Origin of the sequence: Bacillus sp. TH30, assembly GCF_016650875.1 — a bacterium.
In the GTDB taxonomy this organism is placed as follows: Bacteria; Bacillota; Bacilli; order Bacillales; family Bacillaceae_G; genus Bacillus_A; species Bacillus_A mycoides.
In genome coordinates, this window is record NZ_JAEKEY010000002.1 from 3,322,729 (window position 1) to 3,335,972 (window position 13,244).

Below are 13,244 nucleotides of genomic sequence, written 5' to 3' on the forward strand. Positions count from 1 at the left end.
AACTAGGTCAAAAACACGTCATTACATGGTATGATTAGAACATTGTTAGTTGTTAAATATAGGGGAATTCCCTTTTTATACATAATGCCTTCCATTTCATAAACGGAACGGACAAAAAAAGAGATATAACTAGGAGGCTTTTTTGCATGGATTCTATCCTGACGATCGTTATCATTGTAGTAAGCTCTATTCTAGTGCTGCTCATGATAGAGCTTGTGATAAGAAATCGTTCATATAAAGATATTGAAGCACTGGAGCAGTGGAAACAAGAGATAAAAGATAAACCTGTGGCAGATGAACTAAAGCGGGTAAAAGATTTAAATATGACAGGTCAAACAGAAGAGCTGTTTGGTAAATGGCGTGAAGAGTGGGATGAAATTGTATCAACAACTCTTCCGAAAGCTGAAAAAGATTTAGGGCAAGCGCGAAAATTCGCCTCGCAATTCTCCTTCCGCAAAGCAAAGCATGCGATGAAAGAATCCATAGGTGGTTTAGATGACGCTGATAATCGTATTACAGACATTTTAAATGAATTACAGCAACTGTTAGAAAGCCATGAGAAAAATAGCGCGGAAATTGAAGGGTTACGTGATACATATCGTAGTATGAAAAAGAGCGTTCTTGCTCATCGACACATGTATGGAGCAGCTGAGCAAAAAATTGAAGAGATGTTAGATGTTGAATCCGAGAAGTTCAAAACTTTTGAAGAGGCAACAGATAATGGTGATTATTTAAAAGCGAGAGAAATTGTTATTAGTTTAGAAGAAGGTTTAGCAAGTTTAGAAATCGTTATTCATCAAATTCCGGATTTATTGGTAGAGTGTCAAGCGACATTACCAGTTCAGCTGGAAGATTTATTACAAGGCCATGATGATATGATAAGACAAGGCTATGTATTAGAGTATTTGGAAATCCCTAAAGAAGTCCGCGATATGACGACACAACTACACACATGTTTAATGGATATACAGGAACTTCATATAACAGAAGCAGCAGAAAAAGTAGAGAACTTAAAAACTCGTTTAGACAGTTTTTATGATCAACTTGAACAAGAAGTGCATGCGAAACATTATGTGGAGCAAAAAACACTGTCTGTTTATGAAGATTTAGAAGAAATTCGTACAGAAACAATTGAAACGAAAATAGAAACACAACTTGTGAAACAAAGTTATCAATTACAAGACAAAGATATTGAGTCACAAAAAGTAATTGAAAAGCAAATGCATATTTTAATGAAACGTTTTGAAGTGTTACAAATACGCGTTGCTGAACAAGATATTGCATTCTCTATCATTCGTGAGGAACTAGAAGAGGTTTATGAGCAATGTGAAACTTTAAAAGTACTTCATGCAGAATATAAAGAAATGCTGCAAACGATGCGCAAAGAAGAATTTGAAGCACGTGAGAAATTACAAGAAATGCGAAATACAATTTTTGAGACGAAACGTTTTATGCAAAAGTCGAATTTACCAGGTCTTCCAGAGAGTATTATGGAAGATTTACAAAAAGGGCAAATGGCGATGCAAGCTGTATATGAGCAATTAGAAGTAAAGCCGTTAAATATGAATACTGTAAATAGCAGTTTAGAAGAAGCATACACAGTTGTGAATGGTGTATCTGAAATGACAGAAGAATTAATTGGACAAGCTTATTTAGTTGAAAAACTAATTCAATACGGTAACCGATACCGCAGTCATGATGAGAATCTTGCAGAAAGCTTAAATTATGCGGAGAAATTATTCCGGGAATATCAATACGATGCAGCTTTAGAACAAGCGGCTTCTATATTAGAGCAACTTGAACCTGGTGTTGTTCAAAAAATAGCTGAATATGTAGACAATGAGCAAACCCTTTAATAAAGGGTTTGTTTTTTTGTGTAATTTTGAAGTCGATGTTGCTATAATGAATAGCGGAATACAGTAAGGTTGTTCGTTTCAAAATAAAGTGAAACTTTAATCAGTGGGAGGGGGGCCATCCCCCCGCTGATTATTAGTTGAACCAATCGGGCATTTACGGGCAGTGGATTTCCCACCTAACTTCTTTGCTCCAGCTGAATTTTGAGGTGGGAGTCTTACTGCCCGTTAATGCGGGATAAAGTGAAACCATAAGTGATGGGGTTTCATCCACCACTGATTATTAATCTTCACCACTCAGTATGCCTGCAAATGGCCGGGGGAAATGTACACTTTTATATAAAAACGGAACCTTTGAGTAGTCTTAGCGTAATTACACGTATTTGTGATATGATTATATGATGTGATAGCGCTGAAAGGGGAAGAACGATGATCTATTTTGATAATAGTGCGACGACGAAGCCATATCCAGAAGCGCTTCAATCGTACGTAACGGTTGCAGGGAAATATTTTGGTAATCCTTCTTCTATTCATTCGCTTGGAGGAGAGGCAGAGCGTCTATTAACACAATCGAGAACGATTGCGGCACAGCTCCTTCACGTTAAACCTGCTGAAATTATTTTCACATCAGGTGGAACGGAAGGGAATAACCTTGCGATTAAAGGGATAGCGATGAGGAATCGTTCGCGCGGCAAACATATCATTACAACAAATATTGAACACGCGTCTGTGTTTGAAGCATATAAACAATTAGAAGATCTCGGTTTTGATGTAACGTATTTACCGGTTAACGAGCACGGTGTTGTATCGGTAGAAGATGTAAAACGAGCACTTCGTGAAGATACGATTCTTGTGTCAATTATTCACGTGAACAACGAGACTGGAGCGATTCAGCCCGTTACTGAAATTGGAACATTATTAACGAACTATCCGAAAATAAGATTCCACGTGGACCATGTACAAGGGATAGGAAAAGTACCACTTGATTTATACGCTTCTCATATTGACCTTTGTTCAATATCTGGACATAAATTTCATAGCGTAAAGGGGACAGGTCTTCTTTACGTACGTGATGGTGTAAGATTAGATCCAATCTTATCAGGTGGTCAACAAGAGCTCAAGTATCGTTCAGGTACAGAAAATTTACCTGGTATTGTAGCGATGGTGAAAGCACTTCGTATGACGATGGAACAAGTGAAAGAAAAGATAGTTCATTTGCAAAATTTACAAACAGAGCTGGTCCGTTTCTTTAAAGAGATGGAAACTGTAACGATTAATACATCACTTGAATATGCGGCACCGCACATTTTAAATGTATCATTTGTCGGTTTAAAACCAGAAGTAGTCGTTCATGCTTTAGAAGAGCATGGTGTATATGTATCGACGAAGTCTGCTTGTTCTTCAAAAGCAAATGAAGTGAGCAGAGTACTAGTGGCAATGGGAGTACCGCACGCCGCAGCTACAAGTGCGATTCGCATTAGTCTAGCACCAGACAACACGATGGAAGAAGTAAAACAATTTGAAGGTATTGTTAAAGAGACGATGCCAAAATTATATGAAGTGATGAGGTAAAGAAATATGATGACATATGAATATATTTTAGTTCGTTATGGAGAAATGACGACAAAAGGAAAGAACCGTTCTAAGTTTGTAAGTACGTTAAAAGATAATGTGAAATTCAAATTAAAAAAATTCCCAAACATTAAAATTGATGCAACACATGATCGTATGTACATTCAGTTAAATGGTGAAGACCATGAAGCAATTTCTGAAAGATTGAAAGATGTATTTGGTATTCATAAGTTTAACTTAGCAATGAAAGTACCATCAGAATTAGAAGATATTAAAAAAGGTGCATTAGCAGCTTTCTTACAAGTAAAAGGTGATGTGAAAACATTTAAAATTACAGTGCACCGCTCTGATAAGCGCTTCCCAATGAAGACGATGGAGTTACTTCCAGAAATCGGTGGGCACATTTTAGAAAATACAGAGGATATCACAGTAGATGTTCATAATCCAGATGTGAATGTACGTATAGAAATTCGCAGTGGTTACAGCTATATTATGTGTGGTGAGCACATGGGAGCTGGCGGTTTACCAGTTGGCGTTGGCGGAAAAGTAATGGTACTTCTTTCTGGTGGTATCGATAGCCCGGTAGCAACTTACTTAACGATGAAACGCGGCGTATCTGTGGAAGCAGTTCACTTCCATAGTCCACCTTTCACAAGCGAGCGCGCGAAACAAAAAGTAATCGATTTAGCACAAGAGTTAACGAAATACTGTAAACGTGTAACACTTCATCTTGTTCCATTTACTGAAGTGCAAAAAACGATTAATAAAGAAATTCCATCTAGCTATTCTATGACAGTTATGCGTCGTATGATGATGCGTATTACAGAGCGTATTGCAGAGGAGCGTAATGCACTTGCAATTACGACTGGTGAAAGTCTTGGACAAGTAGCGAGCCAAACGTTAGATAGTATGCATACGATTAACGAAGTGACAAACTATCCTGTTATTCGTCCGCTTATTACGATGGATAAATTAGAAATTATTAAAATTGCAAAAGAAATTGGAACGTATGATATTTCAATTCGTCCATATGAAGACTGCTGTACAGTATTTACACCAGCAAGTCCATCGACGAAACCGAAGCGTGAGAAAGCAAATCGTTTTGAAGCGAAGTACGATTTCGCGCCGTTAATTGAAGAGGCTGTAGCGAACAAAGAAACAATGGTATTACAAACAGTAGAAGTAGTGGCTGAAGAAGAAAAATTCGAAGAACTTTTCTAAACCCATAAATTACCACATTCAAATGTGCATGAAGTCATGTTGTTTATCACACTCTATACTCACAAGGAGGTGATACAACATGGCAAGCACAAATAAATTAGCAGTATCTGGTGCTCAAGCAGCATTAGATCAAATGAAATACGAAATCGCTCAAGAGTTTGGTGTTCAACTTGGAGCTGATGCAACATCTCGCGCTAACGGATCTGTTGGTGGCGAAATTACTAAACGTCTAGTTTCACTAGCTGAGCAACAATTAGGCGGTTACCAAAAATAATCCCATATACGATGGCTTAGAAAGAGCGGGTTCTCCCGCTCCTTCTTTTTGTCGTTTTCGTCGTTATTTGCCGGTGAATCGTTATGTTAAAAACATCGTCGCTATACATTCATACATCAATTCGACATAAATATAAAAAAATTGTCAAAAGAAGAGGGTTCAAAATTTACTGAAAATTCTTTATTATATAAGGGAGGCATAGAAATAAAGGAGGATGTTATATGAAGAGAGAGGAATTGTTAGCGCCGCCGTCTTATAATTTAGTTTCGGAAATAGAGAAATATACGAGTGATAAAGAGAAGCTTGCTTTAATTTGGCAAGATGATAAAGGGAATAGACGAGAGATTACATATTTTGAATTAATGCAAGGTGCGAATAGAATTGGAAACGCTTTTATAAAAAGTGGCTTACAAAAAGGGGACAAGCTCCTTATTATGATGCCGCGCTTAATTGAAGCTTACATGACGTATATTGCTGCGATTAAAGCAGGATTTGTCGTTATTCCAAGCTCAGAAATGTTGCGTAAAAAAGATATCGAGTATCGTATTGGGCACGGAGAAGTAAAGGCTATCGTAAGTTACGAACCGTATATTGGACAATTTGACGGCGTAGAAGCGGTGGAATCTCTTCAAAAATTCGTCCTGAGCGAGCGATCAGTAGATGGATGGACGAATTTAAAAACAGCATTAGAAACGGAAAGTGATACGCTAGAAATGGCGAAGACGGATAAAGAAGATATGGTCTTTTTATCTTATACGTCAGGGACGACAGGAAATCCAAAAGGAGTTGTTCATACGCATGCATGGGCATACGCTCATTTACGTACAAGCGCCCCGAACTGGCTCGGAATCGAAGAAGAAGATGTTGTATGGGCAACGGCTAGTCCAGGTTGGCAAAAATGGATTTGGAGCCCGTTTGTAGCGACTCTCGGTTCAGGTGCAACAGGATTTGTATACAATGGTAAGTTTGAACCAAAAACGTATTTAAATTTATTAGGCGATAATAAGGTGAATGTGCTTTGTTGTACGCCGACTGAGTATAGATTAATGGCAAAGGTAGAAAATTTAAGTGAGTACAATTTAGAAGCGTTACATAGCGCTGTATCGGCAGGTGAGCCGTTAAACAGGGAAGTCATTGAAACGTTCCAAAGGCATTTCGATATTACAGTAAGAGACGGCTATGGGCAAACGGAAAATACACTACTTGTTGGAATAATGAAAGGGATGGACATTAGACCAGGATCAATGGGAAAACCGACGCCAGGAAATCATGTTGATATCGTAAATGAGGAAGGTATTCCGGTGCAGGTAGGAGAAGTTGGCGATATTGCAGTTCACATTGAAACACCAGCCCTCTTTAAGCAATATTATAAAGATGATGAGCGCACAGCGATGCAATTCCGTGGTGATTATTATATTACGGGTGATAAAGCGAAAAAAGATGAAGAAGGCTATTTCTGGTTTGAAGGGCGCGGTGACGATATTATTATTAGCTCTGGCTATACAATCGGCCCGTTTGAAGTAGAAGATGCGCTTGTAAAACATCCTTACGTAAGAGAATGTGCGGTTGTCGCAAGCCCTGATGAAATTCGCGGAAGTGTCGTGAAGGCATTTATCGTATTAAGAGAGAATATAGACAAGAACGAAGAAACATTAATTCCAGTGCTCCAACAACACGTCAAAGAATTGACTGCACCATATAAATACCCTCGCAAAATTGAATTTGTAGATGAACTACCAAAAACGATTTCCGGAAAAATTCGCCGTATTGAACTTAGAAAACAAGAAATGGAGCTTCCTTCAAAATAATTTTGAAAATAGGGAAGTAAATAGTTGAATGAAATGTAAAACGATGATATTATAAAAACGAACACAAGTTCGATTTTATAAACTAAAAAAAGAGGTGTCCGTATGATTTTAGGTATTAATCCGTACTTAGTTTTAGATGGTAGTGGGCAAGAAGCTATACAGTTTTACAAAGAGGCGTTAGACGCAAAAGTAGAAGTAATGCAAACTTTTGGTGACATGCCTGAAAATCCAGAATACCCAATTCCAGCTGAAGCGAAAGAGCGCGTTTTACATGCTACTTTAAAAGTTGGTAATACGGACCTTATGATTTCTGATACATTCCCAGGTCAAGGGCATGCAATCGGATCTCAAGTAACAATCGCAATTCAAATTAATAATGCAGAAAAAGCGAAAGAAGTATTCGATAAGTTACAAGAAGGTGGAGAAGTTATTATGCCACTTCAAGAAACTTTCTGGAGCCCAGCATACGGACAAGTAAAAGATAAATTTAGCATTGAATGGCAAATTACAACGAATCCTACTGAACAAAATTAATTTTTGGAAAAGTACCATTTTTAATCGAAATGGTGCTTTTTTTATACGAATGAATTTCGTAGACTAAAGGGAAAAGGGGGATGAGTATATGGGAGAAATTTGGTATGGCGGCACCATTTACACTATGCGAGAAGAGAATGAAAAAGTAGAAGCTATTTACGTTGAAAATGGCGTCATTGTTCATATAGGGAATAAAGAAGAGTTAGAAAACCGATATTCAGAAGTGAAGTTATATGACTTAAAAGGGAAAACGATGATTCCAGGGCTGGTTGATAGCCATATGCATCTTATTGGGCATGGGGAGAGGTTGCTTCGTCTAGATCTATCGAATTGCAAATCTTATAGCGAAGTACTTACTCTTGTTCAGAAGCGCGTAGAAGAAGCGCCAAAAGGATCTTGGATTATCGGAGAAGGATGGAATGAAAATAATTTTACAGATACAAAACAAGTTCATGTACGTGATTTAGATGAAATCTCTAAAGAACATCCGATTTTATTAAAGCGTGTTTGTCGTCACGTGACATGGGTGAATTCATACATATTGCAAGAAGCGAACATAACAGAAGCGACGCAAGATCCAAAGGGCGGGAAAATTGGCCGTGATGCGTCAAATAATTTAACAGGACTTTTATATGAGCAAGGACAAGAGTTAATTAAACATGTTCAGCCCGAAATAGATGGAGTGTATTTGCAAAGTGCTCTGCAAACAGCGATTTCAGACTGCTGGCAATACGGACTCGTTGGCGGACATACGGAAGACTTAAATTATTATGGCGGCTTTCAAAAAACGTACAATGCGTTTTCACACGTTATAAAAGAAATGCGGTTTAAAGCGCATTTACTCGTTCACCATGAAGTAGCGAATGAACGAAAAGAATATGAAAATGAGCACTATATTGAATTTGGTGCGATGAAAATTTTTTCTGACGGCTCTTTTGGCGGAAGAACAGCTTTATTAAGTGAACCGTATGAAGATGCGAAGGAAACAAATGGAGTTGCCATTTTCTCACGTGAAGAGCTTGCAGGTTTAGTGAAAAAAGCACGAGATTTACATATGCCAGTTGCGATTCATACAATTGGTGATTTATCGCTTGAATATGTCATTGATGCGCTTGAATTACATCCACCAGCAGAAGGATTACGTGACCGTATTATTCATTGTCAGCTAGCTCGTGAAGAGTTGATTGAAAGAATGAAACAATTGCCAGCTATTATTGATATTCAACCAGTCTTTGTTTCATCGGATTTTCCATCAGTGATTGAAAAACTAGGAGACCATCGTCTTCGTTATGCGTATGCTTGGAAGACGTTACTGGATGCAGGATTACACTGTAATGGAGGCTCTGATGCTCCAATTGAACAAGTGAATCCGTTTTTAGGTATATATAGTGCTGTTACACGTAGAAGCTTTATTGATGGTGTATGTTATATCCCAGAAGAAAGATTAACGGTATATGAGGCTGTTTCTTTATTTACAACAGGAAGTGCGTATGCAATTGGAAAAGAAGGAAAGCGAGGACAAATTACAAAAGAATATGAAGCAGACTTTACGATATTAGACCGCAATATTTTTGAAATTGAGGCGGAAGAAATAAAAGAAGTACAGGCAGAAATGACCGTCATTGATGGGAAGATTGTTTATAGAAAAGACGTCTAAAAATTTGAGGGAGCGGCTCCGAAAATACATGTTGGTGATGCTTCCTCTTTTTAGGTAGGCTGATGATGTCGTAAATTGATATTTTGGGTAAAATCGTTGATATATTTTGACTTGTGATAGATACATTCGAAAAATCGTTGATATAATTTCATATACTGTTGTCCTGTTCCAAAATGTTTTGTGAAACAGCATCAAGTTGCATTTGATAAATAAAAAACCCTCGAATTATGGAAATCCCATAATTCGAGGGTTTTTTGATTACTATAAAAATGTTCTCTGTACTTTTTCCCAGAAAGAGTTGTTTTTTAATTTAACAGTTTTAATTTGTTTATCGCTTAAACGAACAACGGCTTTTTCCACTTGTTTAATGCTAAGTGCTTCGTTATCCATTCCGATAACAGGATAATCATTTCCATCTGGTTTAAGTGTTAAAGTTAACGTACGCTCGTGATTTAAAAGGAACGGTGACCCGAGTGTACGGTATGTGTTGTTATTTAAAGATGCTAGTTCGCTTACTTGGAAACATGGGATAAGTGGATCGACAACTGCACCATGTAATGATTTATTGTAAGCGGTACTTCCTGTTGGTGTGGAGATAACTAATCCATCACCTCTAAAGGTTTCGAAATGTAAATTGTCGACGTGTACATCTACGACAAATGTTTTAATGATACTAGAGCGTAATGTGAATTCATTTAAACAATGGAAAGATGTACCGTGATCTACATCTACTTTAATTGTTGGATATTTTCGCACTTCAATTTCGTTTTTTGTAATTTCTTGAAGGGCTGTATCAACGTGATCGATGTGGAAATCGCAGTAGAAAGAAATTTCATCTTTCGTAGAAATACCTGCGTATAAGCAATCTTCTCTAAAGCCGGTTTTACGAACGGCTTGTAAGAAAGTCCCATCATCTCCAACGCTGACGATAGCGTTTGCATTTTTTGGATGATCTAATATGGTAAATCCATTCTCCTCTAAAATACGATATACTGGTTTCATTTTTTCAACGAGCGTTACTTTGTCATCACCATAAAAGAAAAATAAATTGCGACGATTTGCCATTATGTATCCCTCCACTGCAGTTAAATTTTCTAGTCTTAGTGCTACATATCGTCAGAGTATGTTTCTGGATGATATGTTCAAATAGTATATTTCGATATAAATTGTCAAAATTCCTTTTTATTTTTAGAAAAATTTTTATATTCAATTTTATCAAAGGCTGTTTAATGATGAATAAACTTGTCGATAATGGGTATGGAGTGAAAGGATGGTACGAATGAAGTGGCTCGTAATTGGAATGATAATTCTTCTACTTTTTATTTTGCTTATACTATTATCGAAAATATCGCTTAAGGTGACGTTTTTATATTCAGAAATGGAAAAACAATGTTTATTTCAAGTGAAAATATGGATGATTCGATATACGTTTGATGTATTGGAAAGAATTGAAAAACAGCAGAAGAAGACAGGACAAAAAATTAAAAAAGCTGAAGAGGACGGCGGAATAGATAATAAAATTATGGCACAACTCGATAGTATAGGGGAACTGATAAAAAAGCTTCAAGACGTTCATACTATTGTTAAAGATTTTCTCAAAAGAGTGAAAATCAATGGTTGGAAATGGCATACGCAAATTGGAGCAGGCGACGCGGCTAGTACTGGAATTGTCACTGGATATGCATGGGGGACAAAAGGAATGGCTGCTGGAGTTGTAGGACAATATATGCATATTGTCGACGTACCAGAATTTGAAATTACTCCTGTTTTTCAAGGAAAGGGATTTGCATCAAGATGCGAGTTAACAGCATCTTTTCGTATATTCCGTACTGTAAAAACAGCGATAAAATTACTCATGTTTATGAGAAAGCAAAGATCTGGTATGACAGAAAAATCTGTTCAAGCATAGGGGGGATATAGAATGGACCATCCAATTCAAGGTTTAATGACAACCGCAATGCAGCATTTAAAACAAATGACTGATGTAAATACAATTGTTGGTGACCCAATTAAAGCGGCAGATGGAAGTGTAATTCTTACAGTTTCGAAAGTCAGTTTTGGATTTGCTGCTGGTGGAAGTGAATTTGGTAAAGTAGAACATTCAGGCCGTCATCCATTTGGCGGGGGAAGTGGTGGAGGAGTTTCTATTAATCCTGTTGCCTTTCTTGTTATAAATGGAGAAGGTGTGAAAGTATTACACTTAGATAAGCAAACACACGTCATCGATAAAATAATTGAATTAGCGCCACAAGCTGTTGATAAAGTGAAAGAAATGATGGATAAACGAAAAGAAGATGATCCTGAATTTCAAATTTAACGAATAAAGAAGCTGATCAGTGGATTAGCTTCTTTAATTTTTTTGTAAATAAAGCGATTTTATTTGCATTATCGATAGGGACAAACTATCATTTACATTGTACATATTTAGTTTAAAATAAGGGAGGATTTTTAAGTGGCAAATGTAACTTTTAAAGGTAACCCAATGACTTTAGTTGGAACAGAAGTTAAAGTTGGCGATCAAGCGCCTAACTTCCAAGTATTAGCAAATGACTTATCTCCAGTAAGTTTAGAAACATACAAAGGTGAAGTGAAATTAATTAGTGTTGTACCTTCAATCGACACAGGTGTATGTGATGCACAAACTCGTCGTTTTAACGAAGATGCAGCAGGTATTGAAAACGCGAAAGTATTAACAATTAGCGCTGATTTACCATTCGCTCAAAAACGCTGGTGTGCAGCAAACGGTTTAGAAAATGTTGTAACACTTTCTGATCACCGTGACCTTTCATTCGGTGAAGCTTACGGCTTAGTAATGAAAGAACTTCGTTTACTTGCTCGTGCAGTATTCGTAGTAGATAGCAATGACAAAGTAGTTTACGCAGAATACGTAGGCGAAGGTACAAGCCATCCAAACTATGAAGCAGCATTAGAAGCAGCTAAATCTGCGAAGTAATGTAAATGAAGACGACCTCTCATTAAAGTTTTACTTTAGAAGAGGTCGTCTTTTCTCATGTATTGTTAACTGAACCAATATATGAGAAAAGACGTTACATCATAAACAACTTGAAGGGGAGCTCTTTGCAAGAGGTCGCTTTTTCTTTTGGGAAAAATTTAGATTATGGTATGATATAAGTTATGTGTAAAAGAGAGAAGGAGGAATGTACGTGAGTCAGGCAGTAGAAACATTATTTTCTATTTTTGATTCTTCTACGGTAGTTTTACGTAAAGAATTAGATGTAACATATTTAGAGGCGCTTGTAGAAACAGGTGATAACTTGTTTGAAGGAGCGATTTTACAAGAGGAATTATCCGAATCAACAATTGAACGGTTGAATCGTGAATATAGTACGTTTAATGAAGAAACATATAAAGGGGAAGAAATTCGTAAAGCATTTCAGCTAGCCATTTTAAAAGGAATGAAAGAGGGCGTACAAGCGAATCACGAAATGACGCCAGATGCAGTTGGAATGTTCATGAGCTACTTATTCCATAAGTTTATGCAAGGTCAAAAAGAAATTACTGTTTTAGACCCTGCAATTGGAACTGGTAACTTAATGACTACATTGTTTAATAGCGCCAAAGAAGAACTAACAATGAGTGGATTTGGTGTAGAAGTGGATGAGGTGTTAATTAAACTTGCTTTAGTAAATGCAAATTTACAAAAGCATGCAATCGAATTCTTCCACCAAGATGGACTAGCACCACTTTATATTGATCCAGTTGATGCAGTCGTTTCAGATTTACCAATTGGTTATTATCCAAATGAAATTGTTGCAAGTGAATATACATTAAAAGCAAATGAAGGAATGTCATATGCACATCACTTATTTATTGAACAAAGTGTGAAACATACGAAAGAAGGCGGGTATTTATTCTTCTTAGTACCAAACTTCATTTTTGAAAGTGATCAAGCGCCAAAGCTACATGCATTCATTAAAGAGACATGTTTTATTCAAGGATTATTACAGCTTCCTGTTTCCATGTTTAAAAACGAGAAAAATGCAAAAAGTATATTTGTTCTCCAAAAGAAAGGCCAAGGTGTAACAATGCCGAAACAGGCACTACTAGTGGAATTACCGAAATTCTCTAACATGAAGGCTATGGAGAACATTATGGATCAATTGAATACTTGGTTTGCAACACATAAATAATACGATATATATGTAACAGGGTTAGTAATTAATGTAGTACAGTTTTATAGGATATGTAATGTTTTTTAATATATACAAGATTTAACTGAATTTTTTTGAAATCTGTAATATATTTTTTTTCTTGGTGTTACAATTTTTTCACTTGAAATATATGTCGGACGATGTTTAAATTAA

12 protein-coding genes are annotated in these 13,244 nt (G+C 36.8%); 11 read left to right on the top strand and 1 reads right to left on the bottom strand.

The window, feature by feature from the left end; all coding sequences use genetic code 11:
• Positions 1-146 precede the first annotated feature (146 nt).
• From ezrA to JFU20_RS19320, 7 genes are all read left to right on the top strand, one after another.
• Positions 147-1,856, top strand: a complete 1,710-nt coding sequence (gene ezrA / locus JFU20_RS19290) for a septation ring formation regulator EzrA (RefSeq protein ID WP_002164974.1) — start codon at positions 147-149, stop codon at positions 1,854-1,856.
• A gap of 426 nt (positions 1,857-2,282) precedes the next feature.
• A complete protein-coding gene (locus JFU20_RS19295; RefSeq protein ID WP_002015559.1) occupies positions 2,283-3,425 on the top strand; it encodes a cysteine desulfurase family protein in 1,143 nt (380 codons plus the stop codon).
• A gap of 6 nt (positions 3,426-3,431) precedes the next feature.
• On the top strand, positions 3,432-4,646 hold the full coding sequence (gene thiI, locus JFU20_RS19300; RefSeq protein ID WP_002067574.1) for a tRNA uracil 4-sulfurtransferase ThiI: 1,215 nt from the start codon (positions 3,432-3,434) through the stop codon (positions 4,644-4,646).
• A gap of 79 nt (positions 4,647-4,725) precedes the next feature.
• The gene (locus JFU20_RS19305) at positions 4,726-4,920 is read left to right on the top strand and encodes an alpha/beta-type small acid-soluble spore protein (protein WP_000168891.1); all 195 of its coding nucleotides are present in this window, start codon (positions 4,726-4,728) and stop codon (positions 4,918-4,920) included.
• Positions 4,921-5,141: 221 nt separating this feature from the next.
• Entirely contained in the window at positions 5,142-6,728 is a 1,587-nt protein-coding gene (gene mbcS / locus JFU20_RS19310) for an acyl-CoA synthetase MbcS (protein WP_002015556.1), read from the top strand.
• Positions 6,729-6,830: 102 nt separating this feature from the next.
• Positions 6,831-7,262 (top strand): VOC family protein, encoded by a 432-nt coding sequence (locus JFU20_RS19315; RefSeq protein WP_002015555.1) that lies wholly within the window; start codon positions 6,831-6,833, stop codon positions 7,260-7,262.
• 88 nt (positions 7,263-7,350) lie between these two features.
• Positions 7,351-8,919 carry an amidohydrolase gene (locus JFU20_RS19320; protein ID WP_002164975.1) on the top strand — a complete coding sequence of 523 codons (1,569 nt, stop codon included), beginning with the start codon at positions 7,351-7,353 and terminating at the stop codon, positions 8,917-8,919.
• 261 nt (positions 8,920-9,180) lie between these two features.
• Here the strand turns inward: JFU20_RS19320 and JFU20_RS19325 are convergent, their stop codons facing one another.
• Positions 9,181-9,984, bottom strand: a complete 804-nt coding sequence (locus JFU20_RS19325) for an NAD kinase (protein WP_002015552.1) — start codon at positions 9,982-9,984, stop codon at positions 9,181-9,183.
• Positions 9,985-10,189: 205 nt separating this feature from the next.
• Between JFU20_RS19325 and JFU20_RS19330 the strand changes: the two genes are divergently transcribed.
• The 4 genes from JFU20_RS19330 (at position 10,190) to JFU20_RS19345 (ending at position 13,070) form a co-directional block, all read left to right on the top strand.
• Positions 10,190-10,828, top strand: a complete 639-nt coding sequence (locus JFU20_RS19330; RefSeq protein ID WP_002067581.1) for a DUF2953 domain-containing protein — start codon at positions 10,190-10,192, stop codon at positions 10,826-10,828.
• Between the two features lie 12 nt (positions 10,829-10,840).
• Positions 10,841-11,236: a GerW family sporulation protein gene (ytfJ, locus tag JFU20_RS19335; protein ID WP_000350005.1), complete on the top strand. Its 396-nt coding sequence runs from the start codon at positions 10,841-10,843 to the stop codon at positions 11,234-11,236.
• 135 nt (positions 11,237-11,371) lie between these two features.
• Positions 11,372-11,872: a thiol peroxidase gene (tpx, locus tag JFU20_RS19340; protein ID WP_002015549.1), complete on the top strand. Its 501-nt coding sequence runs from the start codon at positions 11,372-11,374 to the stop codon at positions 11,870-11,872.
• Positions 11,873-12,083: 211 nt separating this feature from the next.
• The gene (locus JFU20_RS19345; RefSeq protein WP_002015548.1) at positions 12,084-13,070 is read left to right on the top strand and encodes a class I SAM-dependent methyltransferase; all 987 of its coding nucleotides are present in this window, start codon (positions 12,084-12,086) and stop codon (positions 13,068-13,070) included.
• Positions 13,071-13,244: the final 174 nt, after the last annotated feature.

Bases quoted from the DNA above. Each gene is read 5' to 3' on its own strand.
- mbcS (WP_002015556.1), top strand. From the start codon at position 5,142: ATGAAGAGAGAGGAATTGTTAGCGCCGCCGTCTTATAATTTAGTTTCG.
- thiI (WP_002067574.1), top strand. From the start codon at position 3,432: ATGATGACATATGAATATATTTTAGTTCGTTATGGAGAAATGACGACA.
- JFU20_RS19320 (WP_002164975.1), top strand. From the start codon at position 7,351: ATGGGAGAAATTTGGTATGGCGGCACCATTTACACTATGCGAGAAGAG.
- JFU20_RS19295 (WP_002015559.1), top strand. From the start codon at position 2,283: ATGATCTATTTTGATAATAGTGCGACGACGAAGCCATATCCAGAAGCG.
- JFU20_RS19305 (WP_000168891.1), top strand. From the start codon at position 4,726: ATGGCAAGCACAAATAAATTAGCAGTATCTGGTGCTCAAGCAGCATTA.
- JFU20_RS19330 (WP_002067581.1), top strand. From the start codon at position 10,190: ATGGTACGAATGAAGTGGCTCGTAATTGGAATGATAATTCTTCTACTT.
- ezrA (WP_002164974.1), top strand. From the start codon at position 147: ATGGATTCTATCCTGACGATCGTTATCATTGTAGTAAGCTCTATTCTA.
- JFU20_RS19315 (WP_002015555.1), top strand. From the start codon at position 6,831: ATGATTTTAGGTATTAATCCGTACTTAGTTTTAGATGGTAGTGGGCAA.
- JFU20_RS19325 (WP_002015552.1), bottom strand. From the start codon at position 9,984: ATGGCAAATCGTCGCAATTTATTTTTCTTTTATGGTGATGACAAAGTA.
- ytfJ (WP_000350005.1), top strand. From the start codon at position 10,841: ATGGACCATCCAATTCAAGGTTTAATGACAACCGCAATGCAGCATTTA.